The 23,956-nt window shown below is 65.5% G+C and carries 21 protein-coding genes; 10 read left to right on the plus strand and 11 right to left on the minus strand.

The features are described 5' to 3' along the window. Positions 1 to 7 precede the first annotated feature (7 nt). Together ACYCVF_RS01365 and ACYCVF_RS01370 are read left to right on the plus strand one after the other, a co-directional pair. On the plus strand, positions 8 to 1,180 hold the full coding sequence (locus ACYCVF_RS01365; protein ID WP_459596754.1) for an MFS transporter: 1,173 nt from the start codon (positions 8 to 10) through the stop codon (positions 1,178 to 1,180). A gap of 308 nt (positions 1,181 to 1,488) precedes the next feature. Then, positions 1,489 to 3,756: a cation:proton antiporter domain-containing protein gene (locus ACYCVF_RS01370; protein ID WP_459596756.1), complete on the plus strand. Its 2,268-nt coding sequence runs from the start codon at positions 1,489 to 1,491 to the stop codon at positions 3,754 to 3,756. 134 nt (positions 3,757 to 3,890) lie between these two features. On the opposite strand, the gene ACYCVF_RS01375 is transcribed toward ACYCVF_RS01370, so the two are convergent. The 3 genes from ACYCVF_RS01375 to ACYCVF_RS01385 all read right to left on the minus strand — a co-directional run bounded on the left by ACYCVF_RS01375 (position 3,891) and on the right by ACYCVF_RS01385 (position 8,533). After that, entirely contained in the window at positions 3,891 to 7,049 is a 3,159-nt protein-coding gene (locus ACYCVF_RS01375; protein ID WP_459596758.1) for an efflux RND transporter permease subunit, read from the minus strand. A 13-nt stretch (positions 7,050 to 7,062) separates the two neighbouring features. Further along, on the minus strand, positions 7,063 to 8,304 hold the full coding sequence (locus tag ACYCVF_RS01380) for an efflux RND transporter periplasmic adaptor subunit (RefSeq protein ID WP_459606491.1): 1,242 nt from the start codon (positions 8,302 to 8,304) through the stop codon (positions 7,063 to 7,065). A 79-nt stretch (positions 8,305 to 8,383) separates the two neighbouring features. Then, complete coding sequence (locus tag ACYCVF_RS01385) at positions 8,384 to 8,533, minus strand: hypothetical protein (protein WP_459596762.1); 150 nt, start codon at positions 8,531 to 8,533, stop codon at positions 8,384 to 8,386. Positions 8,534 to 8,593: 60 nt separating this feature from the next. On the opposite strand from ACYCVF_RS01385, the gene ACYCVF_RS01390 reads away from it, so the two are divergent. Then, positions 8,594 to 9,328 (plus strand): transporter substrate-binding domain-containing protein, encoded by a 735-nt coding sequence (locus tag ACYCVF_RS01390; protein ID WP_459596764.1) that lies wholly within the window; start codon positions 8,594 to 8,596, stop codon positions 9,326 to 9,328. 28 nt (positions 9,329 to 9,356) lie between these two features. Here ACYCVF_RS01390 and ACYCVF_RS01395 read toward each other — a convergent pair whose 3' ends face one another. The 5 genes from ACYCVF_RS01395 to ACYCVF_RS01415 form a co-directional block, all read right to left on the minus strand. Beyond that, positions 9,357 to 9,758 (minus strand): hypothetical protein, encoded by a 402-nt coding sequence (locus tag ACYCVF_RS01395; protein WP_459606490.1) that lies wholly within the window; start codon positions 9,756 to 9,758, stop codon positions 9,357 to 9,359. 6 nt (positions 9,759 to 9,764) lie between these two features. After that, on the minus strand, positions 9,765 to 10,352 hold the full coding sequence (locus ACYCVF_RS01400; protein WP_459606489.1) for an NAD-dependent epimerase/dehydratase family protein: 588 nt from the start codon (positions 10,350 to 10,352) through the stop codon (positions 9,765 to 9,767). A 66-nt stretch (positions 10,353 to 10,418) separates the two neighbouring features. Next, on the minus strand, positions 10,419 to 11,489 hold the full coding sequence (locus ACYCVF_RS01405) for a hypothetical protein (protein ID WP_459596768.1): 1,071 nt from the start codon (positions 11,487 to 11,489) through the stop codon (positions 10,419 to 10,421). Positions 11,490 to 11,588: 99 nt separating this feature from the next. After that, on the minus strand, positions 11,589 to 13,082 hold the full coding sequence (locus tag ACYCVF_RS01410; protein ID WP_459596770.1) for a flavin-containing monooxygenase: 1,494 nt from the start codon (positions 13,080 to 13,082) through the stop codon (positions 11,589 to 11,591). Between the two features lie 107 nt (positions 13,083 to 13,189). Further along, complete coding sequence (locus tag ACYCVF_RS01415; RefSeq protein ID WP_061027189.1) at positions 13,190 to 13,639, minus strand: cupin domain-containing protein; 450 nt, start codon at positions 13,637 to 13,639, stop codon at positions 13,190 to 13,192. 187 nt (positions 13,640 to 13,826) lie between these two features. On the opposite strand from ACYCVF_RS01415, the gene ACYCVF_RS01420 reads away from it, so the two are divergent. Next, a complete protein-coding gene (locus ACYCVF_RS01420; RefSeq protein WP_459596772.1) occupies positions 13,827 to 14,852 on the plus strand; it encodes an AraC family transcriptional regulator in 1,026 nt (341 codons plus the stop codon). A gap of 38 nt (positions 14,853 to 14,890) precedes the next feature. On the opposite strand, the gene ACYCVF_RS01425 is transcribed toward ACYCVF_RS01420, so the two are convergent. After that, positions 14,891 to 16,114, minus strand: coding sequence for a polyhydroxyalkanoate depolymerase (locus ACYCVF_RS01425; protein WP_459596773.1), 1,224 nt, complete (start codon positions 16,112 to 16,114; stop codon positions 14,891 to 14,893). A 155-nt stretch (positions 16,115 to 16,269) separates the two neighbouring features. On the opposite strand from ACYCVF_RS01425, the gene ACYCVF_RS01430 reads away from it, so the two are divergent. Continuing rightward, entirely contained in the window at positions 16,270 to 16,926 is a 657-nt protein-coding gene (locus ACYCVF_RS01430; RefSeq protein ID WP_459597947.1) for a glutathione S-transferase family protein, read from the plus strand. 280 nt (positions 16,927 to 17,206) lie between these two features. On the opposite strand, the gene ACYCVF_RS01435 is transcribed toward ACYCVF_RS01430, so the two are convergent. Beyond that, positions 17,207 to 17,431 (minus strand): hypothetical protein, encoded by a 225-nt coding sequence (locus ACYCVF_RS01435; protein WP_459596774.1) that lies wholly within the window; start codon positions 17,429 to 17,431, stop codon positions 17,207 to 17,209. Positions 17,432 to 17,616: 185 nt separating this feature from the next. Between ACYCVF_RS01435 and ACYCVF_RS01440 the strand changes: the two genes are divergently transcribed. Beyond that, positions 17,617 to 17,973: a hypothetical protein gene (locus tag ACYCVF_RS01440; protein ID WP_459596775.1), complete on the plus strand. Its 357-nt coding sequence runs from the start codon at positions 17,617 to 17,619 to the stop codon at positions 17,971 to 17,973. Positions 17,974 to 17,982: 9 nt separating this feature from the next. On the opposite strand, the gene ACYCVF_RS01445 is transcribed toward ACYCVF_RS01440, so the two are convergent. Next, a complete protein-coding gene (locus tag ACYCVF_RS01445) occupies positions 17,983 to 19,086 on the minus strand; it encodes a mandelate racemase/muconate lactonizing enzyme family protein (protein ID WP_459596776.1) in 1,104 nt (367 codons plus the stop codon). A 172-nt stretch (positions 19,087 to 19,258) separates the two neighbouring features. Between ACYCVF_RS01445 and ACYCVF_RS01450 the strand changes: the two genes are divergently transcribed. The 4 genes from ACYCVF_RS01450 (at position 19,259) to ACYCVF_RS01465 (ending at position 23,817) form a co-directional block, all read left to right on the plus strand. Continuing rightward, positions 19,259 to 20,107 (plus strand): GyrI-like domain-containing protein, encoded by an 849-nt coding sequence (locus ACYCVF_RS01450; protein WP_459596777.1) that lies wholly within the window; start codon positions 19,259 to 19,261, stop codon positions 20,105 to 20,107. Positions 20,108 to 20,305: 198 nt separating this feature from the next. After that, complete coding sequence (locus tag ACYCVF_RS01455) at positions 20,306 to 21,232, plus strand: SMP-30/gluconolactonase/LRE family protein (RefSeq protein WP_459606499.1); 927 nt, start codon at positions 20,306 to 20,308, stop codon at positions 21,230 to 21,232. Between the two features lie 117 nt (positions 21,233 to 21,349). Then, a complete protein-coding gene (locus ACYCVF_RS01460; RefSeq protein ID WP_459596778.1) occupies positions 21,350 to 21,943 on the plus strand; it encodes a GNAT family N-acetyltransferase in 594 nt (197 codons plus the stop codon). A 227-nt stretch (positions 21,944 to 22,170) separates the two neighbouring features. Continuing rightward, positions 22,171 to 23,817 carry a GMC family oxidoreductase gene (locus ACYCVF_RS01465; RefSeq protein ID WP_459596779.1) on the plus strand — a complete coding sequence of 549 codons (1,647 nt, stop codon included), beginning with the start codon at positions 22,171 to 22,173 and terminating at the stop codon, positions 23,815 to 23,817. Positions 23,818 to 23,956 lie beyond the last annotated feature (139 nt).

Below are 23,956 nucleotides of genomic sequence, written 5' to 3' on the forward strand. Positions count from 1 at the left end.
GATTCGCATGAACAGCCCAAGCCGGGTGATCGGTTTCGTCAACGCAGGCCATTTCATCGACCATTATGCGATGCTGATCTTCGCCGCCGCCGTGATCATCATGGGCCCGGCGCTCGGCATGGCCTATTCGGAACTTTTGCCTTACGCAACGCCGGGCTTCGTCGCCTTTGGCGCGGGCTCGCTGCTCACCGGCTGGCTCGGGGACCGCTGGAGCCGTCGCCACATGATGCTGATCTTCTTCATCGGCCTCGGCGCCTCCATGATCGCGGTCGGCCTGGTGCAGACTCCTGCGCAGCTCGGCGCCGCACTGCTCGCGATCGGCATTTTCGCCTCGATCTACCATCCCGTCGGCACCGCGATGATCGTGTCCTATGCCGACCGGCTCGGCCGCGAGATGGGCATCAACGGCGTCTGGGGCAATCTCGGCGTGGCCTCGTCGGCCCTGGTCACCGGCGTGATCGGCCAATATTTCGGCTGGCGCTTTGCCTTCATCGTCCCCGGCGTCGTCACGATCCTGATCGGCATCGCATTTGCGTTGATGGTCGTGCACGAGGACCGCAAGGGCTCGAAGCAGGCGGCGGCCCAGGCGCGCGTCGCCAAGCAGGACATGTGGCGCGTGATCCTGGCGCTATTGATCGTGGTGATCGCGATCTCCACGACCTTCAACGCCGTCACCGTCGCGCTGCCGAAGCTGTTCGCCGAGCGGCTCGCCGATCTGACCAGCAGCCCGGCGCTGCTAGGCGTCATCGCCGCCTGCGTCTACGTGTTCGGCGCGATGACCCAGTACACGATCGGCCGCTTGCTCGATCGCTATTCGCTGAAGACGGTGGCGCTGCCGCTGTCCTTCATGCTGGCGCCGTTCCTGTATCTGGCCGCGAGCCTGAACAATCTGCCCCTGATCCTGGTGTCGATCGGCATCGTCATGGGCGCGTTCGGGCAGGTCACGGTCAACGATGCCATGGTCGGTAAGTACACCACCGAGGAGTGGCGCTCCCGCGCCTATGCCGTGCGCTATTTCGTCGGCTTCACCGCGGCCGGCGCGTCCGTCGGCCTGGTCGCCTGGCTCTACGAGCAGGGCGGCTTCGTCACCATGCTGCACGCCTTCGCCGGCCTCTGCCTGCTCGCGATCGCCGCCGCGATCATCCTGCCCCGGGAGATCCGGACGCCGCAGGCGGTGTGAGGAAGTGGGGCGGGCAGCTCTCGCCTCAATGACGGAGGACGGGGCGGCGGCCGGGGTATCTCGTCCCACGCCTGCCCATGATGCCATTCTGCCAGTGTTTTGCCCGACGAAGCAAGTAGATTCGGCAACACCGAATTTTCTCAAGCTTTTTCAACGCCATCTCTACTGTGCATGGGGTTGTTCTCGCATTTTTCGTTTTTGACCCTCGACCACCACAAGAAGCAGGAACCCGCCACGCCTCCCATGGGTTCTATTCTCTGCGGCCCCGGCAAGCTCGCCGGGGCAGATGAAGGGGGAAGAACACCTGCATGCCGTGGCGCCTGCTCCGACCGGTCGGCCTCGTCCTCGCGGCGCTTGTCCTCACCACCATTGCGGCCGGTGCCGAAGCGGGCAAATCGTCCGGCCCGTCCGAGTTCCTGCTGGTCGCGCAGATCGTCGTGCTGATCGCGGTCGGCCGCGGCCTCGGCGAGATCATGATGCGCATTGGCCAGCCCTCGGTGATCGGCGAGCTGCTCGCCGGCATCATCCTGGGGCCGTCGCTGTTCGGGTGGATCTGGCCGGAGGCGCAGCACGCGATCTTCCCGAAGACGCCTGAGCAGAAGGCGATGATCGACGGCATTGCCCAGTTCGGCATCTTGCTGCTGCTCTTGCTGACCGGCATGGAAACCGACCTCAAGCTGGTTCGGAAGGTCGGCAAGGCCGCGATCGCGATTTCGATCGCAGGCATCGTCGTGCCCTTCGCCTGCGGCTTCGCGCTCGGCGAGTTCCTCCCCGATGAGCTGCTGCCCAATCCCCAGGCGCGTCTCGTCGCCTCGCTGTTCATGGGCACGGCTCTGTCGATCTCGTCGGTGAAGATCGTCGCGGTGGTCGTGCGTGAGATGAACTTCATGCGCCGCAATGTCGGGCAGATCATCGTCGCGACCGCCGTCATCGACGACACCATCGGCTGGATCATCATCGCCGTCATCTTCAGCCTGGCCTCGCAGGGCACGTTGGATATCGCCTCGGTGGCGAAGGCCGTGCTGGGGACGCTCGCCTTCCTTGCCGTCAGCTTCACCATCGGTCGCCGCCTGGTGTTCCAGCTGATCCGCTGGGCCAACGACAACCTCGTCAGCGCGGCGGCCGTCATCACGGTGATCCTGCTGTTGATGAGCGTCATGGCGATGATCACGCATCTGATCGGCGTCCATACCGTGCTCGGGGCCTTCGTCGCCGGCATCCTGGTCGGCGAGTCCCCGATCCTGACGCGACAGATCGACGAGCGCCTGCGCGGGCTGATCTCGAGCTTCTTCATGCCGGTTTTCTTCGGCCTCGCCGGGCTCAGCGCCGATCTCTCGGTGCTGCGCGATCCCAACCTCCTGATGCTCACCGGCCTCCTGGTCGTCATCGCCAGCGTCGGCAAGTTCGGCGGGGCGTTTATCGGCGGCACCGCCGGCGGCTTGAGTTACCGGGAGTCGCTGGCGCTCGCCAGCGGCATGAACGCACGCGGCTCAACCGAGGTGATCATCGCCACCATCGGCCTCTCCATCGGCGTGCTCAGCCAGAACCTCTTCACGATGATCGTGACCATGGCGATCGTAACCACGATGGCGATGCCGCCGATGCTGCGCGCCGCGCTGGCCAGGCTGCCGATGAGCGAGGAGGAGAGGGAGCGGCTGGAGCGCGAGGAATTCGAGAAGCGCGGCTTCGTCGCCAATCTCGAACGTCCCTTGCTCGCGGTGGACGAAAGCGTCAACGCCGCCTTCGCGGCCCACATCGCGGGCCTGATCGCCGGTATGCGCGGCCTGCCGACCACCGTGCTGCATATCGGCCGGCGCGCCAAGGAGCAGGAAAAGAGCCGCAACGAAGAGGCGAGCCACGAAGCGGTGGTGAAGAAGGCCGCCGGGACGGTACCCGTCAAGGGCGATGGAGGCGCCGGCGACGTCGATGTCGTCACGCGTGCAAGGCAGGCGGAGCTCGGCGAGACCATCGCCGACGAAGCGCGCAAGGGCTTTGATCTCCTGGTGGTCGGCATCGACAAGGTCGTGGCGACCAAGGACCGTTTCGATCGGAGGATCGACGACATCGCCGCGGCATTCGAAGGACCGCTCGCGATCGTCGCGGCCAAGGGCAAGCACCTGAAGCAGCCGATGCCGGACACGCTCAACATCCTCGTTCCCGTTTCCGGCAGCGGCGTCTCCAAACGCGGGGCCGAGGTGGCGGTGGCGCTGGCGCAGGCCGGATCGGGCTCGCTCCGGGTGATCTATGTGGCGACGACGCGCGACAGGGGCGCGCAGCGTGGGGTCTCCCGCGGATTGAGCCAGGAGACGGGCATCCTCAAGGACACCAGCGATCTCGCCGCCCGCTACGACGTCGACATCACCACCACGCTGCGGGTGAACCGCGCGCCCGAGGCGGCGATCCTCCGCGAGATCGACACCACCGATGTCGACCTCGTCGTCATGGGCGTCGACCGCATTCAGGCCGATCATCTCTCCTTCGGCGGCGTCGCGGATGCCGTGCTCAGGCAGTCGAAAGTATCGGTGCTCCTGGTGTCGAGCGGCGAGGCGCGGCAGGCGCCGGCGGAGAAGGCTTGAAAGCTGCGTGTATCCGCGCGGGGACGGTGCGCGCCCTTCCCCGCTTGCTTGCGGGAGAGGGCGCGGGAGGGCTTTTCGCACGCGGGAGAGGTTGCACCATGTCCGCGGCTCCCCTGATCCCATCAAAAGCGGATTCAGGACTTCAGCTCCGCCACGGGCTGCGCCTTCGGCGCCTTCTTCGACGCGCGCCAGTTCTCGAAGCGCTGCACCACCACGAAGAAGGCCGGCACGAACAGCACCGCGAGGCAGGTCGAGGCCAGCATCCCCGAGAACACGGTGATGCCGATCGACTTGCGCGCGCTGGCGCCGGCGCCGGTGGCGAGCACCAGCGGCACCACGCCGAGGATGAAGGCGAAGGAGGTCATCAGGATCGGACGGAAGCGGGCGCGCGCCGCTTCGATGGCGGACTCCAGGATCGGCTTGCCATCGCGGCCGTGCAGCTCGAGCCCCACCTCGACGATCAGGATGGCGTTCTTCGCCGACAGCGCGATCAGGAGGATCAGGCCGATCTGGCAATAGAGGTTGTTGTCGATCTTGAGGGCGCTGAGGATCAGCATCGGCCCGAGCAGCGACAGCGGCACGGCAAGGATCACCGAGATCGGCGCGTACCAGCTCTCGTACTGGCCGGCGAGCACGAGATAGACCAGCAGCATGGCGAGGCCGAAGACCCAATAGATCTGGTTCGAGACCGCCTTCTCCTGGTACGACATCGCGGTCCATTCATAGCCGGTGCCCGGCGGCAGCGTCTTGTCCGCGATCTCCTCCATCAGCTTCAGTGATTGGCCGGACGAATAGCCTTGCGCCGGCAGGCCGATGACGGTCGAGGACGGATAGAGATTGTAGAGGCTGATCAGCGACGGACCGGTGGCCGGCGTGATCTTGGCGACGGTGCCGATCGGAATCATGTCGCCGTTCGAGTTGCGCACCATCATGTTGGCGATGTCGCGCTCGGTGACGCGGAAGGCCGGATCGGCCTGCGTGTAGACCTGGAACACGCGCCCGAACTTGTTGAACTGGTTGACGTAGGACGAACCGAGATAGGTCGACAGGGCCGCGAACACCTGGTCTGTCGTGACGTGCAGGGTCTGGGTTTTGATGCGGTCGATCTCGACGTTGAACTGTGGCACCGACGAGCGGAACGAGGACTGCACGCGCTGCAGCGCGCTCTGGCTCTGGCCGTTGCTGACCATCGCACTGGTGATCGCCTGCAGCTTGGCGAAGTCGCTGTTGCCGTCGCGCAGCTCGACCTGCATCGAGAAGCCGGCAGCATTGCCGATGCCCTGGATCGGCGGCGGGGGCAGCACGATCGTGCGCGCCTCCATGATGGTCGCGAGCTTGTCGTTCAGCCCGTAGACCAGCGAGCGCAAATCCTCGCCCGGCCCTTTGCGGGCATCCCAGTCCTTCAGGATGATGTAGGCGACGCCGGCATTGGCAAGGCTCGCGCTGTTGTCGAGCGCGGAGATGCCGGCGATGGTGATGACCTGCTGGACGCCCGGGGTGTCCTTGATGATCTCGCTCGCCTTGTCGAGCACGGCCTGCGTCCGCTCCAGCGCGGCGCCGTCGGGCAGCTGCACGGCGGCGATCAGATAGCCCTGGTCCTCGATCGGCAGGAATCCCGTCGGCACCCGCGACAGGCCGTAGCCGCTGGCTCCGATGATCAGCAGCGCGACCGCGACGGAGATGGTGGCGTGCTTCACGAGGAAGGTGATCAGCCGCGTGTAGGCGCGCTCGACCCGGTTATAGACCGCGTTGAAGCCGCGATAGAAGAAATTGCGCTGTTCCGGCGGTACCGACGGCCGCAGCCAGAGGGCGCATTGCGTCGGCTTCAAGGTCGCCGCGTTGATGGCGGAGAGGAGTGCGGTTGCGGCGATCACCAGCGCGAATTGCGAATAGATGCGTCCCGTCAGCCCCGCGAGGAACGAGGCCGGCAGGAACACCGAGATTAGCACCAGGGTGATGCCGACGATCGGTGCGAACAGCTGGTCCATCGCCTTGATCGCGGCGTCGTGGCCGTTCATGCCCTGCTCGATGTTGTGGGCGGCACCCTCGACCACGACGATGGCGTCGTCGACCACGATGCCGATCGCGAGCACGATCGCGAACAGCGTCGACATGTTGATGGTGAAGCCGAGCGCCGCCATCGCGGCGAACGCGCCGATGATGGTGACCGGCACAGTCGTCGCCGGAACCAGCATCGCGCGCCAGTCCTGCAGGAATACCAGGATCACGACCAGCACGAGCAGGCCGGCCTCGATCAAAGTCATGTAGACCTCGTGCACCGAGGCCTCCACGAACTTGGTGGTGTCGAACGGCGTGTCGTACTTGATGCCTTCAGGGAAGCGCTTGGCGAGCTCGGCCATCTTCCTCTCGACGGCCTGCTCGACCTGGAGCGCGTTGGCGCCGGGCGACTGGAATACGCCGATGCCGACCGCCGGCTGCTTGTTGAGCGAGAAGATCTGGCTGTAGGTCTGCGCGCCGAGCTCGACCCAGCCGACGTCGCGCACCCGCGTGACGTCGCCGCTGGTGCCAGTCTTGACGATGATGTTCTCGAACTGGCTGGCGTCGTCGAGTCGTCCGTTGACGTTGAGCGTGTACTGGAACGCCTGTCCGGGCGGCGTCGGCGGCGCGCCGACCTGGCCGGCTGCGACCTGCTGGCTCTGTTGCTGGATCGCCTGGATCACGTCCTGCGGCACGAGGCCACGGACCTGCAGCTTGTTGGGGTCGAGCCAGACCCGCATCGAATACTGGCCGGCGCCGAACACGGTGACGTTGCCGACGCCGGGCAGGCGCGAGAGCTCGTCGCGAATGTTGATGGTGGCGTAGTTGCTCAGGTAGAGGCTGTCGTACTTGGAGTCCGGCGAGGTCAGGGTCACGAACAGGAGGATCGAGGTCGACCGCTTCTGCACGGTGACGCCCTGGTTCTGCACGGCCTGGGGCAGTTGCGACAGCGCGCTGGAGACGCGGTTCTGCACCAGCACCTGCGCGAAGTTGAGGTCGGTGCCGATCTTGAAGGTCACGGTCAGCGTGTAGGTGCCGTCCGAGCCGCTGTAGGACTGCATGTAGAGCATGTCCTCGACGCCGTTGACCTGCTGCTCGATCGGCAGCGCCACGGTGTCGATCACGGTCTTGGCGCTGGCGCCGGGATAGCGCGTGGTGACCTGCACGGTTGGCGGCACCACGTCGGGATATTGCGCGATCGCGAGGTTGAACAGCGCGACGCCGCCGATCAGGATCATCAGAAGCGCGATGACGTTCGAGAGGACCGGCCGCTCGATGAAGAATTTCGAGATCATGGCTGGCAGCCCCTCACTTGGCCGAGGCCTGAGACTGGTCGATCTTCGTCATCTGCGGGTCGATCTTCTGGCCCGGGATCACCCGCAGCAGTCCCGCGGTCACCACGCGATCCTCCGGCTTCAATCCGCTTTCGATCACGCGCAGGCCGTTGTCGGTCGGGCCGATCTGCACCTTGCGCTGCTCGACGACGTTGTCGCTGTTGACCACCAGCAGGTAGCGGCCGCCCTGGTCGCTGCCGAGCGCAGTGTCGGGAACGAGGAGGGAATCCTTCTCCTGGCTGAAGGGGACGCGGACGCGGACGAAATAACCGGGCAGCAGCACCCGCTTGTCGTTGGCAATGAGCCCGCGCACGGCCAGCGTGCCGGTGGATTGATTGATCGTTGGCGCGACGTAGTCGAGATGTCCCTGATGCGGGTAGCCGGTCTCGGTCTGAAGCCCGATCTCGATCGGGAATTGCTTGAGGTCGGCCGGCGTCAGCCCCCGGCGAGCCGCCTCGGCGCGGATGCGCAGCACGTCCTGCTCGTTGACCGTGAAGTTCACATAGATCGGGTCCATCGCGACGATGGTGGCGAGCTGGGTCGGCGAGGAGACGCCGACGAGCTCGCCGATCGAGACCATGTGCGCGCTGACGACGCCGTCGAACGGCGCCGTCACCTTGGTGTAGCCGTAGTTCACCTCGGCGAGTTTCGTATTGGCCTGGGCCTGCTGCAGATTGGCCTGGGCGTTGTCGCGGTTGGATGTCGAGGTGTCGAGCGTGGCCTGCGAGACGGCCTGGCGCTGTACCAGCTCCGCCTGCCGCTTGTAGTCGGCTTCCGCCTGGCGGAGCGAAGCCTGCGCGCCGGCCTCGGCCGCCTGCGCCTGCTCGAGCTTGAGCTTGTAGGTCTCCGGCTCGATCGTGAACAGCTGGGTGCCTTGCTTGACGAAGGTACCGTCCTGGTAGTCGATCGATTGCAGAAAGCCCTGCACGCGCGCGACGAGATCGACGCTCTTGATCGGCGCCGTGTTGCCGGTGGCCTCGATGTAGCGCGTCACCGCACGTTGCACCGGCGTCGCGACGTCCACCTTCGGCGGCGGCGGCGCCACGAAGGTGTTCTTGTCCTCGCAACCGGCGAGGACGATCACGGCGCTTGCCGTTGCCAAGGACCGTGCCAAGGACCGTGCCAAGGACCGTGCCAAGGACCGTGGCAAGGCTCGCCCGGCATATCTCCACACTCCGATGCATCGTGCTGGAAATGTGGGATTCGCGCGCGTCATTCGGTTGCCCCCGTTGCGGTCTGTCGGTGCGGCAGGCTAGCAACAAAAGTCCGGCCGTGGAACACCATAGCCATGGCAGTCACAGGTCTTGCAGTGCAAGGAGCGGTGTGCCCTTTGACAGATTTGCCATGACGAGCCGCTTTTCACAGCGCGCACGATCGTCCAGAATTGTGTCAAAGGCCGCGACGGTCGGGAAGCGGTCCGTAGAAGAAAAGGTGAGGTAAGCCATGACATGCCCATGTCTCCCGGATCGGCCCTTGTGGGCCTCGTTCTCGCAGCGGAAATTGGCATGCCTGCACTAGCCGACGGCCTGAAGGAGGAGATCGCGCCGACCGGCAAGCTGCGCGTCGCGATCGCGATCAGTCCGGCGGGCGGCGCATTCTGGTCGAACCGGACCGAGGCCGGCTATGCCGGCGTCCCCGTCGACCTCGGCAAGGAGATGGCCGCCCAGCTCGGCGTGCCCGTCGAATACGTCGCGCACCAGAATTCCGGACAGATCACCGACGCGGCCGGGACGGGGACATGGGACGTCACCTGGCTGCCTAAGGACCCCGAGCGCGAGACCAAAATGTTGTTCGGTCCGATCTACGAGGTCGCCGATGCCACCTACATCGTCAGGCCGGGATCGACCATCACCAATTTCGCCGCCCTCGACCAGGCGGGCGTCAAGGTCGCGGCGGTCAACGCCACGACCACCATGCGCGGCGCGATCGCGCATCTGAAGCAAGCCAAGGTCACGGACTATCAGACCTATGACGAGATCTTTGACCTCCTTGAGCGCGGCGAGATCGACGCCTTCGCGCTGTCACGCGACCAGCTCAACAAGATGGCGCGGAAGATTCCCGGCACAAGGGTGATGGACGAGACGTTCAAGAAGACGGTGACTGCCGTCGCCGTCCCGCTCGGTCACGGCCAGGCGCTGGCGTTCGTCACCACATTCATGAACGAGGCCACGACGAACGGCACGCTGCGCAAGGCCTACGATGGCAACGGTCTGAAGGACACGCCGATCCGCACGGAGTAGTCCGTCGGCCGTCTTGCGTGCGTTTGGGCTAGGTCCCGGCCGCAGCCGGTCCTTCCGCATGCCAGGCCGCAAGCACCTCCCGCTCTTCGTCGGTGGTGAGGCCGACGACCGGGCCATTGTGGGCGTTGAGCCAATGAAGCGTGTCGAGAGCGGTGACCGCGACCGGTCGCGAGGTCAAGCCGGCGGCGCAGGCCGGTGAGGTGTCGCGGGTCAGGAAGCCGGCGAAGTCGGGCAGGGGAAGCCACATCGGCAAAGACCGCGGACCCGCCCAGCGCCGCACGTCGTGCGCTTCGAGGAAGGCGCGATCGACCCAGGTGAAGGTGCATGATGCGTTCAGCGCGGATGCGCACTCGGCCAGGAATTCGCCGCGTGTGCGAATTGGCCCGATCCCATCATAGGTTCCGGTGAGGCGAATCTCTGCCGCATGCACGATCCACTACGCGAGATCACGCACGTCGATGAATTGGACGGCATCCTCCGGCGATCCCGGAGCCAACACCTCGCCGCCGCGCGCAAGCCGCGTCGGCCAATAGGCGAAGCGTCCTGTCGGGTCTTCCGGTCCGGCGATGAGGCCGGCGCGGCAGATGAAGGCGTCGTCGCCGACAGCCTGCTCGCAAGCGACCTTGGCGGCACCGTAGATGGCATCGGTACTGTGCTCGACCTCCGTGGCAACAGGCTCGCGCAGCGGCGCGGTGTCCGCGCGTTGCCCCGGGATACGGTTGTCCGCATACACGCTGATCGTCGAAACAAAGATCCAATGCACGCCCGGCCGCTTCAGCGCTGTGACGGCGCGGCGAACCTGGCCGGGATGACGCGAGACGTCGACGATTGTGTCGAACGACTCGCCCGCGAGCGGTTCGAGGCCGCCGGCGATGTCGCGGTCGATCCGCACGAAGCGCGCGCCCGCGGCAATCGGCCCCGCAAGGCCGCGGGCAGCGCAGGTCACGTCATGCCCCCTGGCGCAAGCATGGTTTGCAATCGCGCGTCCGAGAAACTGGCTGCCGCCGAGAATGAGAACGCGCATGAAACGGTCCGTGTCGCCGATGAGATCGCGATACTACAACGTCCGGTAGCGGCTGCAACCGATCCATCAGCGTTGCCTGATCTCCGCATGTTTCGCCATCGCGCGCTCGAACTTCCTTTTGAACAGCCACATGGCAGCGAGGATCTCGCGGTAGCTCGCCGAGGTGCGTGCCCGGTCGGCCTGGCCGAAGGCAAAGATGCTGTTGTTGCGCAGGTGTTTCATGATCGTGGGGCTGGACACCCTGTGGTTCAGGAGATCGCCCGATTTGAGCGCGGACCTGGTCGGGGTGGGAACGATCTGGATCAGCTCGAACAGCTTCATCTGGTCGATTGGATCGGGCAGCGTCTTCGCGATTCCAGGGATCTCACGGAACAGATCTGCGTGCGCGTTCATCAGCCCGTTGCGCACGTTGGTCCAGTGGTTGAAGCGGTGGTCGGTGCCGCGGGCCCGTGCCTCTTCCTTGTCGTCGCGCGCGCTCAGCGCCGGATCGATCGCGGCGATGTCTCCCTTTATCTTCTCCCATTTCCTCTGGCCGTTGCGGTCTTCGGAGGGGCCGGTCTGGAAGCTGCCCATATAGGTGTTCGAGCGCGCATTGCGGACGTTCTGCTTGCCGTTGGTTTCCGCAAAGAACAGCCCGAGGCTGATGCGGCCGGCAGTCTCGGCATGTTCAGGCGCAAGCCCCTTGGCGCGCGCGATTGCAACGGCGAGATCGACGACGTCCTTGAAGGGCGTCGGCGAGTTCTGCGCACTGGCAGGCGGTGCCTCCATGATGTCGAACAGCTTCCCATATTCGTCGACGAGCGGCTCGATGTCGGCATCGAAGTAGGCGGGAGGAATCTCGAACTTGTTGGGCCGGCCGATCCGCGACGGCATGGCGTCGGTGAGATCCTTGTAGGTGCTGATGACGGCGACGCGCGCGAGATAGAGCGCCTGTCCGGGCAGGTTCGGCAGCGGCTGCTTCGCCTCGATCTGGCGCCGCCGCTCGGCGAGGATCGATTTGAAGTCGGCGAGCGCGCGGTCATAGGCGGCGAGCGTCTCCGATTGCCTGGCCGTGAGCGCGCCCTGTCCCATCGCGGGTGCCGCGAGAAGCAGGGCAAGCCCAGCGATGATCGCGGCGGCGTGACGTCTTGACTGCATCGCGGGCTCCCGGGCCGGCCGATTCGACAACCGGAATCGTAGGCAATAAGGCCCGGCCTGGCGAGCCGCGAGTTCGGGGCGCTGGGCAGCGCGCCAGTCTCACGCCGTTGCCCGGTACTCCGGCGCGGAAGCCAGGAACTTTGCATAATCGTCCGCATCCGGAGGCTGGAAGCGGCCCGCGGGCCCGCCGCGCTTCTGGTTCTTCGCGCCGATGTCGGCCATCAGCTCGTCGAAATGGCGGTAGTGATAAGGCGCGACGCACAGCCCGCCATAGACGCCCGCAGCCGGCCGTTCGACGCGCTTGAAGTGCAGCATCATCTCGATGTTGTCGCGCATCGCTTGCGCCGTGGGCTGGTTGGCGAGCTGGCCGTCGGCATAGCGCACCAGCCAATTGGCGGCGAGATCGGCGCAGAGCACGGTGCAGAACGACGAGTTGAAGCCGACGAAGCCGAGCTCGGGCAGGTCGGGGTTGGCGATCAGGCGATAGAGCCGGTACTGCCCGTCGGCATCGACCAGCTTCTGCCGATACGCTTCGGGGAGGAAGGGCACGCCGAGCTTGTAGCCGATCGCGAGCAGGGCGACGTCGGCACCGACGCGCTCGCCGCCGCTCATCACGATGCTGTCGCCTTCGTAATGGTCGAACGTGCCGAACACCGCCTTGATGCGGCCGTCGGCGACCATCGGATAGAAGCCCGGCGTTGCAATCGGAACCGAGCAGTTGACGCCATCCTCGATCCGCTCCTTTGGCACCATCTTGCATTGCTTGAGCTTGAGCTGCGCCTTCAACAGGCTCTCCAGCCCGCGCCAGTTCGCCCAGACCAGCGGCGCGGCGAGGCGGTGTGCGAGCCGTGCCGTCGAGCCGATGCCCCAGCCTGGAAACATCTCCTCCTGCGCGCGGATGTAGAGGATGCGCTTGAAGTTCACGAGCCCGCCGATGAAATAGGGAATGCGCCAGACCGGCTCGCGCATCACGATCGTCACCTCGCGCGCGCCCGATTTCACCGCGTTCACGGCGATATCCGTCGCCGACTTCGAGCCGCCGAGCACGACGACGCGGCGTCCTTTTGCCAGAGCGGCATCATTGTATCTCGATGAATGCAGGATCTGGCCGCCCTGTGCGAGAAAGCCGTCCTCGCCGGGGCAATGCAGCTCGCGCGGCTCGTTGAACTGGCCGGTGCAGATCGCGACGAAGTCGAAATCCTCGCTCGTGTCCGTGCCGTCCTTGTCCTTCAGGGTGAGCGTCCATCCCGGCTTGCCGTCGGCGCGGCGCGCCATGTCCGCGACCTCCGTGTTCAGCCGCAGCATGCGCTCGAGGCCAAAGCTCTTGGCGTAGTCGGCGAGATAGGCATGGACCTGCGGCCCGGTCGGCCATTCCGGATAGGCGTCCGGCATCGCGCGATCGGTGTAGCGGTAGAGCTCCTTCGGGCTCTGCGTCTGCACGTCAGGATAGGAGCGCGCCGGCTCCCAGACGCCGCCGAGATCGGCGCTGCGCTCGACGATGGTGACGCGGTGGCCGCGGGTGGAGAAGGCCTTTGCGGCCGCAAGGCCGGAGACGCCGGCGCCGATCACGCAGACATGCTTGGGGCTGACCATGGAATTGCTCGCAATCAATGTGTTTCGCGCGCAAGCGGCCACGTTCGGCCGCAAGGCGCGGCCGGCCGAGCTGCAAGCAGATGGAAAAGGACGAGAAGGCGGATCGCCTAGTCGTTGGCCTCGGGCGGCAGGAAGTCGACCTCGTGCAGCGCCGAGATGCGCACGACCTCGGCAGGGTCGGTCAGATTGTGGAGCTGTTCGAACAGCGCCTCCAGCTTCTGCATCGGTGAGACCCAGAACAGCGCGCGGCAAGGCTTGTCGGATTTGTTGAAATAGCCGTGCGGAATCCCGCGCGGCATGCGCACGAGGTCGCCGGCATGGGCCTTGACCCATTGGCCGTCGAGCTTGAGGTCGAGCGTGCCCTCCTGCACCAGGATGAATTCGTCCTGGGTCGGATGGATGTGCACCGGCACGAACTGGCCGGGATCGCTGTTGGTCTCGAACGCGAAGGTGGAGTCCGTGACCGCCTTGGGGAAATAGACCTGGCCCAGGATGTTCCAGCTCTTGCCGCCATAGCCTGTGCCGTTCGCAGTAATGCCCTTTTCGAGTGCAGTCATGCTCGCCTCCTGATGGATTCCGGCGGGACGAAGCATCGGCCAGCCAAGGGTCGCCTGTCTATCCGCTAAACGAATCCCGACACGGCTGTTGCCATGCAACATGACGATTAGTCGGACGCAGCCCTTTTCGCCCGGCGGGAACTATTATAGGCTTAAAGTAATTCCCGGGCGCGAAGCATGGTCGTCGATGTCCGCAGCCGAGCTGGAAATGAGCGCAAGAGCCTCTGCAGCCGAACGGCTCGCGGACTTCGCCCGCGTCACCACGGATGACGTCGATGAAGCGGCCGAGCAGATCGGCCGCATCTTCTGCCCGCACGATCTCAAGCCGGCGCAGGCGCGGGCGGCCGGCTTCTCCGCCCGGCACAATTGCGCGGCGTTCGAGGGCTTTTCGATCAACTACGTCGCCTATGGCGGATCGGTCAGTATCGATCCCGGCTGCCTCGATCGCTTTTTCCTGGTGCAGGTCCCGCTCACGGGCAGCGCCCGTATCCGCGCCGGCATCAGCGAGCTCGATGCTGCGCCGGATCGCACGGCATCGCTGCTGTCGCCGACGCTTCCGACCCGGATGATGTGGGCTGACTGCGCGCAGGCGATCCTGCTGCTCGATCGCCGCATGGTCGAGCAGCGCGCCGCGGCGCTGTCGGGCAGGGCGGCGGGCACCGTCGAGTTCGATCCGGCGATCGATCTGGATGCGCCGTGCGGGCGGGCCTTGCAGGCCAGCCTTGCCGAGCTGATGCGGCTTGCCGAGCGTCTCGGGCCGTCCGGCAGGCTGTCACCGGTCGCGGCGGCCGATTGGCGCGAGACCTTGCTCGATCGCCTCCTCAATGGCCAGCGGCATGGCCTGTCGGATGCGATCCGGACGTTCTCAGGCAGCGCCGAGCGCCTGCCGCGCGCGCTCCGCACCGCGCGCAACCATCTGGCGGACAATGCGGGCGAGCCGCTCGACCTTGCGCAGCTCGCCCGCGCATCCGGCATCGGCATCCGCGCGCTCCAGCTCGGCTTCCGCCGTCACTTCGGCGTCTCGATCTCGCAGATGCTGCTCGACATGCGCCTTGCTGGCCTGCACGCGCGCCTCGCGCAGGCGGCGCCCGATGTCTCCGTCACCGAGATCGCTTTCGATCTCGGCTTCACCCATCTCGGCCGCATGGCCGGCGCCTATCGCGACAAATTCGGCGAGACGCCATCGGCAACGCTGCGGCGAAGAATGAGCTGAATTGTCGAAGGACTGACCTTGCTATTGCGCGAATCCGCTCACGAATTGACGTGGACGAAATCGCGCAGCAGCGGATAGATCTCGTTGTTCCAGCGCTTGCCCGAGAACACGCCGTAATGGCCGACGCCGGCCTGCATGTGGTGGACGCGGCGATAGGCGCGCACGCCCGTGCAGAGGTCTTGAGCGGCGAGGGTCTGGCCGATCGAGCAGATGTCGTCCTTCTCGCCCTCGACCGTCATGAGCCCCATGCGGCTGACGGCCTTGGTGTTCACCGGGCGGCCGCGATGCATCAGTCTGCCCTGCGGCAGGAGGTGCTCCTGGAACACGTCGCGCACGGTCTCGATGTAGAATTCCGCGGGAAGATCCATCACCGCGAAATATTCGTCGTAGAACGTCTTGATCGTCGCGGCCTTCTCCTTCTCGCCCTTGGCGATGTGGTTCGCGAGGTCCATGTGCTGCTTGATGTGGCGTTCGAGGTTCATCGAGACGAAGGCGGTGAGCTGCACGAACCCGGGATAGACTTTGCGCAAGGCGCCGCGGCACTGCACCGGCACGTAGTTGATCAGGTTCTGCTCGAACCATTCGATTGGCTTGCTCTTGGCGAATTCGTTGACCCTGGTCGGCTGGATCCGCGTGTCGATCGGGCCGGCCATCAGCGTCAGCGTCGCCGGGCGCGAGGGATGGTTGTCCTCGCACATGATCGCGGCGGCCGCGAGCGCCGAGACGGACGGCTGGCAGATCGCCACCATGTGCGGGCGCGGACCCAGTTGTCCGAGGAAGTCGATCAGGTGCTCGGTGTAGTCGTCGAGCCCGAAGCGGCCCTCGCTGCGCGGAATGTCACGTGGATTGTGCCAGTCGGTGATGTAGACGTCGTGGTCCTGGAGCAGCGTCTTCACGGTGCCGCGCAGGAGCGTGGCGAAATGGCCGGACATCGGTGCCACCAGCAGCATGCGCGGCTGCTCGCCGACGCCCTCTTTCTTGAAGTGCAGCAACGAGCCGAACGGCGTCGCGTAGGCGACCTCCTCGGTGACGGCGATTTCGCGGTTGCCCACCATGACGCTGTCGATGCCGTAGGCAGGTCGGGCGTAGGTGAGGGTGGAGCGCGAGATCAGCTCCAGCGCGGCCGACAGCCGGCCGACGACCTGATCCGACATGCCCTGAGGCACCAGATTGAGGAATTTGAGCGCGGACGAAGCCCCCGCGCGCCATGGCGCCGTCAGGTCCATGTGGTTTTGAAAGGCCTGATAAAACATCGACATCATGCTGAAACGCCCATCCCGTCCCGTGTTGCTATGCAATAAGGACGCCAGACGGCGATCGGCCGGTCGCAAAATTGGCACGTCGCTTGCTGCTCAAACCGATGGAAGCACAGGCCGCGGGCACGTCCGGGCTGATGTCGGGACCAGGGAAGGGCCATATGGCGAAGGCGACACTGACCATCAGCAGCAAGAACTACTCGTCCTGGTCGCTGCGTGGCTGGCTGCTGACGAAATTCTCCGGGCTCGATTTCGAGGAGATCGTGACCGCGCCGGACGATCCGTCCGCGCGCGCCGAAATCCTCTTGCTGTCGTCGTCGATCCTGGTGCCGTGCCTGCGGCACGAGGGCGCTGTGGTCTGGGACACGCTGGCGATCGGCGAATATCTCAACGAGGTGATGCCGAACGCCGGCCTGTTGCCGGCCGACCGCGTCCAGCGCGCACATTGCCGCTCGATCTCAGGCGAAATCCATTCGGGCTTCACCACGCTGCGCGCCTCGCTGCCGGTCAACCTGAAGGGACACTTTCCCGGCTTCAAGATCTGGTCGCGAGCGCAGGCCGACATCGACCGCGTCTGGTCCATCTGGCAGGACTGCCTGGAGAAATCGGGCGGCCCCTTCCTGTTCGGCGCGCAGCGCACCATGGCGGATGCGATGTACGCTCCGGTGGTGACGCGGTTCGTGACCTACGACGTCAAGCTCGCAGCGCCGCTGAAGGCCTATGCCGACACCGTCATGGCCATGCCCGAGATGCAGGAATGGATCGCGGCGGCGAAGGAGGAGCCGGCCGAGATCGAGGAACTCGAGGTCGAATATTAGGCAGGTGCAGCGCTCCCCTGCCTGTTTCGAGGGCGGGGGTCCTCCCGCGGCGGCCTCACGACTAGGCCTTTGCCACCATTAACCTTTGGGCGCCGGAAACAGGTCGGGTTGTCGGGCGCGCCGCGCAGATATTGTACGCACTCGCAGAGACGCTCCGACATCTAGCCGTGAACAGGTGCGTACGCGGCCTTTCGGCTGATTCGGACGTGATTCGTTCGGGCCGCGTTCCGAAGGTTAAAGCGGGGCGCGGCCCCGTCGCATTTTGAGACAGAGACGGCCTTCAGGCGGCCCCGCGCTGCTTCATGCGCGGCAGGCGCCAGCCGATGACGGTTGCTTCGACCGCAATGCCGGCCTCGTGGTTCTGCCAACGTCCCTCGACATAGCGGCAGGCGAACGGCAGCTGATACGTTCCGCTGTGGTCCTCGCATAGCACTTCGAGTGGCAGGCCCGGCGGTGGTTCTCCGGCGCCGTCGAATTCCGCCAAACGTCTATCGCGCGTTGCCATTCCAAAAATCTCCCCTAAACAAAGCCGCGGAAAGAACGCCCACTTCTCACCGCGTGCCGATCATCGTTCCCCGTCCAAGGGAACAGGCGCAAGCTCAACGCGAGAATGCGGTACGAGTGTGGTAGCCTTCCGCAACGGCGTGCAAACAGCGCACATTGCCGTGATCGATTGGACGAGGAACCTGCATGCTGCTTCGAAACGCCGGCATTTGTTTCGCGATGTTGCTGCTCGCAGCGCTGGCGCCTCTGGCGGTGCACGCGCAGGACGTGCCCGGCATCGAGATCTGCACCGTCGAGAAGACCATGGAGCGGCGCACCAGCTGTCTCCAGAGCAATGTCGATTTCCTGCAGAAGACGATCGCCAAGCTCGCCCTCGATCATCAGCAGAAGCTGGATGCCGCCAATCGCCAGATCGACGCGTTGAAGACGAGCCTCGCCGGCTTGCAGAAGACGCTTGGCGACCTCCAGGCCGCACAGGCCAGGACCGCCGAGGATCTGAAGAAGAAGCAGGACGCGCCGTCGGCGAAGGACGCCGCGAAATAAGCGCGCCGATCACGCGACGCGATAGCGCTCCATCACGCCGCGATCGGGCTCATAACCGAGCCCGGGGCCTGAGGGCAGCGCGACATGGCCGGTGGCATCGACATCGGCGCGGCCGCCCCAGAGGCAGGCCTCGCGCTTCAGGTAGAATATTTCGACCAGCCCGTCCTCGCGCGTCGCGAGCAGGTGCAGCGTCGCCAGCAGGCCAGGGCCGAAATAAGGAGAGTGCGGCACGATCTTGATGCCGTGCCGATCCGCCAGCGCCGCGACCTTCAGGAACTCCGTGATGCCGCCGACCTTGATGACCGAGGGCTGGGCGTGGCTGACGGCGCCCGCATCCATCATCTGGCGGAATTGATATTCCGTGCAGGCATTCTCGCCGGCGGCAATGCCGAGCCCGCCCTTGCTGCGGACATCGGCAAGCGCGGCCAAGTCTTCCGGCGGCCAGACCGGCTCCTCCAGGAACAGCGGCTGCGCGTCCCGGCATGTCTTCGCGAAGGCGATCGCCTGCTCGCCGGTCAGGGGACAGTTCATGTCGACCATCAGCGGAATGGCCGGCCCGATCGCCTCGCGCGCGGCGAATACCGCCGGCGCCGTGGTCTCGTGCAGCTTGATCGCGCCATAGCCGAGCGCGAGCGCCTTCCTGCATTCCTCGGCGATGTTGCCGGGCGAGCCGATCCGCAGGAGGCTCGCGTAGGCCGGAATGGCCGTGCGCCTGGTCTCGCCGAGCAAGCGATGCAGCGGCACGCCTTCCACCTTCGCAGCCAGGTCCCACAATGCGATGTCGAGACCGGAGATCGCGAACATGGTGATGCCGTAGCGGCCGAACAGATGCAGATTGCGCTGGATCTGCTCCATGGCCCCAGGGATGCCGGCTGCATCGGGCACCTTCAGCCCGCGGGCCTGAGGTGCGATCATCTCCTCGACGGCGGTCCGTGTGGTGCGCGGGCAGACATAGGCGAAGGCATCGCCCCAGCCGGTCAGCCCGGAATCGGTCGTGACCTCGACCAGCACCATGTCGAGCGCGGAGATCGCCGAAGCGCCCTGCCGAAAGCTGGCGACGCCGGCGTCATAGGGAATGCGGATATGGTGCGCCCGCACATCGGTGATTTCCATGACGCGGTTCCTCTTTCTCGTGAGCGGTTTCACCGAGTGTAGCCATGAACAGCCGGGCGTTGCCAGTGGCCTTTGCCGGGCTATCCTCGTGCGAAGGACAGCAATGCCGATCAAGCGGAGCGGCAGAGACCGGCGCATCATCGCCGCGCTTCGAACGAGAGCCTGAACCGCCGTGAACCCAGCCCAGCGCGCGCTCTGGTACATCGAGAGCCATCTGGCCGAGCCGATGACGCTCGACGAGATCGCGGCAATTTCCGGCGTGTCGCGGTTCCACATCGTGCGCGCGTTTGCCGCAGCCACCGGTCTTCCCGTGATGCGTTACGCGCGTGCGCGGCGGCTGACGGAGGCGGCGCGCAACCTGGCGAAGGGCGCACCCGACATCCTGTCCCTGGCGCTGGAGGCCGACTACGGCTCGCACGAAGCCTTCACCCGCGCGTTCCGCGACCAGTTCGGCACCACGCCCGAAGCGGTGCGGGCGGCAACGTGCGTAAACCATCTTAAGCTTCAGGAGCCGATCCTCATGGACTCCACCATGCTCGACCATCTTGCCCCGCCGCGTTTCGAAATGGCAAAGGCCTTCCTCGTCGCCGGTCGCGGCGAGCGCATCTCCTGCGACAACGGCGCCATGATCCCCGGTCTTTGGCAACGCTTCCATCATGAGACCGCCGACATTCCCGCACGCGTCGGCCAAGGAAAAGATCAAGTCGCTTACGGCGTCTGCTGCAACGGCGATGACGCAGGTAATTTCGACTACATTGCGGGCGTCGAAGTCACCGATTTCTCCGACCTGCCGCGTCGGTTCAGCCGCGTCCGCATTCCCGAGCAGCGCTACGCGGTGTTCACACATGCCGGGCACGTCGCCTCGATCAGGCGCACCGTCAACACGATCTGGAATCAGTGGTTGCCGGCCTCCGGTCTCAAAGCCGCGGACGCACCGAACTTCGAACGCTACGGCGAGACGTTCGACCCAGCAACCGGCAATGGCGGCTTCGAGATCTGTCTGCCGGTGCGGGAATCCTGAAGCATCATGCTCGAACGATGACGCAAGGCGCGATGACCCACATCGCGCTTTGCAGCGCAACGCTGGCATACCGTCCCGCTTGCTTGGCAAGGCTTGGCGACTTTGTCATAACCGCAGGCAAATCTTGCCTGCGGGGCCCGTGCCGGACATCCCGTGCAAGTCATAACAAGCAGCCGGGAGGGTCCCATGTCCGATACCATGTCCAACATCCGCGTTCTCGCCACCGACCTCGAATTTCCCGAAGGGCCGGTCGTGATGCCGGATGGTTCGGTGGTCCTGGTCGAGATCCGGGGCCAGCGTCTGACCCGCGTCTACCCGGACGGCCGCAAGGAGATTGTCGCGAAGATTCCGGGCGGCCCGAACGGCGCCGCGCTCGGTCCCGACGGCAAGATGTACATCTGCAACAATGGCGGCTTCTCCTGGATCCCGACCCGCAACATGATCATGCCGGGCCCGCAGCCCGACGATTATCAGGGCGGCTCGATCCAGCGCGTCGATCTGCAATCCGGCAAGGTCGAAACCGTCGTGAGCAAATGCGGCGCGCACGACCTGCGAGGGCCGAACGACCTCGTCTTCGACAGGCACGGCGGCCTCTGGTTCTCCGATCTCGGCAAGCGCCGCGCGCGCGAGATGGACGTCGGCGGCATGTATTACCTCAAGCCCGGCATGAGCGAGATCGTGGAGGTCGTGCACGGCATCCTGCCGGCCAACGGCATCGGGCTGTCGCCGGACGAGAACACCGTCTACATCGCGGAGACGCCGACGGGCCGGCTCTGGGCCTATGAGCTCTCCGCGCCGGGCACGCTCAAGCCGCGCGACGTGATCTACCGCGGCGAGCGGGGAAAGCCGATCTGCGGCCTCGGCGGCTACCAGATGTTCGACTCGCTCGCGGTGGAGGGAGGCGGCAATGTCTGCGTCGCCACCCTCGTCTCCGGCTGCATCTCGGTGATCGCGCCCGACGGGACCCTGGTCGAGCAGGTCCCGACCGGCGACCGCGTCACCACCAACATCGCCTTCGGCGGCCCCGAGCTGAAGACCGCCTACATCACCCTGTCCGGCAAGGGCGAGCTGGTCGCCATGGACTGGCCGCGCGGCGGTTTGCCGCTCAATTTCCTAAACAAATAAACGGTGCTAGTTACCGTCATTGCGAGCGAAGCGAAGCAATCCAGGAATGCGTCCGCGGTGGCAGTCTGGATTGCTTCGTCGCTTCGCTCCTCGCAATGACAACGGAGAGTATCTCAAATGCCCTGGCCCGATCCCGTCACCCTGCGCGGACAGCACGCCCGTCTCGAGCCGCTGTCGCATGATCACCGCGACGGTCTGGTCGAGGCCGTCAAGGACGGCGAGCTGTCGAAGCTCTGGTACACTGCGATCCCGCTGCCGGAGAACATGGGCAAGGAGATCGACCGCCGCCTCGGCCTGCAGGCCGCGGGCTCGATGCTGCCGTTCACGGTGTTCGACGCCGGCGGCAGGATCGTCGGCATGACCACCTACATGAACATCGATGCCGCCAACCGCCGCGTCGAGATCGGCTCGACCTGGTACGCAAAGAGTGCGCAGCGCGGAGCGCTCAACACGCAGTGCAAGCTCCTTCTGCTGCGGCACGCCTTCGAAACCCTGAACTGCATCGCGGTCGAGTTCCGGACGCATTTCTTCAATCACCAGAGCCGCCGCGCCATCGAGCGCCTGGGTGCCAAGCAGGACGGCATTCTGCGCAGCCATCAGATCGCGCCCAACGGCACGCTGCGCGACACCGTGGTTTACAGCATCACTGCGGCCGAATGGCCGACGGTGCGGACGCATCTCGAGTTTCAACTCGACGACAAGACGCGCTGAGGAAGCATGATACTGAGTGCGGTCTATCCGCGATCGAACTGCGCTCCCTCTCCCGCTTGCGGGGGAGGGTTGGGGAGGGGGTGTTTCCGCAGCGGGACTTCCCATGTGGAGAGAGCCCCCACCCGGCGCTTCGCGCCGACCTCCCGCGCAGGCGGGAGAGGTGGAGGGAGTTCGTGGCCGGCACCCGTTCAACCAGTACAAACTTCGTTCTAAGGACGCAGGGTACCATGGACAGATTCGATTATGTCATCGTCGGCGCGGGCTCCGCCGGTTGCGTGCTCGCCAGCCGGCTGAGCGAAGACCCCGACACCAGCGTCTGCGTGCTGGAGGCAGGCCCGTCCGACTGGCATCCCTACATCCATCTGCCGGCGGGCTTCATCAAGACCTTCCACATGAAGAGCATCAACTGGGCCTACCAGCAGGAGCCGGGGCCCTGGACCGGCGGGCGCAGCATCTACGCGCCGCGCGGCAAGACGCTGGGCGGCTCGTCCTCGATCAACGGCCACATCTACAACCGCGGCCAGCGCATGGATTTCGACACCTGGGCGCAGATGGGCAATCGCGGCTGGGGCTATGCCGACGTGCTGCCGTACTTCCGGCGGCTGGAGAAGCGCGTCGGGGAGGGCGAGGACACCTATCGTGGCCGCGAGGGCGGCCTCACGGTCACCACCATGGACTGGCGCGATCCGCTCTGCGAAGCCTTCATGGAAGGTGCGGTCTCGCTCGGCATTCCCCGCAATCCCGACTACAACGGCAAGACCCAGGAAGGTGTCTCCTACTGCCAGCGCACCATCAACAACGGCCTGCGCGTCTCCGCCTCGACCGCGTTCCTCAAGCCCGCGATGAAGCGGCCGAACGTGCATGTGCACACCCATGCGCACGCGACCGAGATCATCTTCGAGGGCAAGCGCGCCGTCGGTGTGCGCTACATGAAGGGCGGCCGCGGCGGCCATCCTGTCGAGGTGCGTGCCAACAAGGAGGTGATCCTGTCCGGCGGCACCTATAATTCGCCGCAGCTGTTGCAGCTCTCCGGCGTCGGCTCGCCCGATCTGTTGCAGCAACACGGCATTGCCATCCGTCATGCCCTCCCGGTCGGCGAAGGCCTGCAGGACCATTACGCCCCGCGCACGGTGGCGCGCGTCAAGGACATCAAGACCATCAACGAGCTCCGCCGCGGCCTCTCGCTCTGGATCGAGGCGCTGAAATGGGCGACAGCGCGGCGCGGCCTGCTCTCGCTGTCGCCGACCATGGTCTACTGCTTCTGGCATTCCGGAGAGAGCGCCGAGAGCTCCGATCTCCAGCTCACCTTCACGCCGGCGAGCTACAAGGAGGGCGTGCAGGGCCAGCTCGAGGACGAGCCCGGCATGACGGTCGCCTCCTGGCAGCAGCGCCCCGAGAGCCGCGGCTACGTCCGCATCCGCTCGAACGATCCGTTTGCGCCGCCGATCATCCAGACCAACTATCTCGACGCCGAGCTGGACCGCCGCGTCGTCGTCGGCGGCATGAAGCTCGCGCGGCGCTTGCTGAAGTCCGCGCCGCTGGCGCCCTACTACGCCTACGAGGACTTCCCCGGCCCCAACGTCAACACCGACGACGAATTCCTGCACGCCGCCACCGAGCGCGGTACCACCACCTTCCACCCCGGCTGCACCTGCCGCATGGGTCCGGCGGACAGCACGTGGGCGGTGGTCGACGACCAGCTCCGCGTCCACGGCCTTGAAGGCCTCCGCGTCATCGACGCCTCCGTGATGCCTCGCATGATCTCGGCGAACCTCAATGCCTCCACCATGATGATCGCGGATCGTGCCTCGGACCTGATCCGCGGCAAGCAGCCGATGGAAGCCGCGCGCGTGCCGGATGCGGCGGTGGCGTGAGCTGCTTAGGGCGGGTTATAGCGAGCGGCCACGCAAGCGCGGCGGTTCGCGTAATCCGCTGCTGCTACGATGCGTAGATGAAAGGGGCGGGCTACGCCAAGCGCATCGAGCGGGCCGGCGCTACAATTTGTAGCTACAA

The sequence above is a fragment of the Bradyrhizobium cedriense genome (assembly GCF_054602315.1).